This window comes from Frigoribacterium sp. AC759, from assembly GCF_979256015.1.
Window position 1 is genome coordinate 1 of record NZ_CEEDMT010000155.1, and the last position, 245, is coordinate 245.

A 245-nucleotide genomic window follows, 5' to 3' on the forward strand; every position below is an offset into this window, starting at 1 on the left:
ACGACGCCCCCTTCACCGACGCCCAGAAGACCGCCGTCGGCGATCTGCTGTCGTCCACCGAAGAGCTCGACGACGTCAAGGGCAGCACGAACCCCTTCGACACGCAGCAGCAGCTCGACGATCCGCAGCAGCAGGTCGCCGACGGTCGTCAGCAGATCACCGACGGCACCGCGCCGCTCGAGGCGGGCCAGTCGCAGATCGACGCGGCGCAAGACCAGCTCACCGCCGGTCAGCAGCAGCTCGAC

1 protein-coding gene is annotated in these 245 nt (G+C 69.0%); it reads left to right on the forward strand.

The genetic code is table 11. From position 1 onward, the window contains the following. Positions 1-245: hypothetical protein (locus ACZ6JE_RS15470; protein ID WP_464319522.1), on the forward strand; the 245-nt coding region annotated here is incomplete at both ends.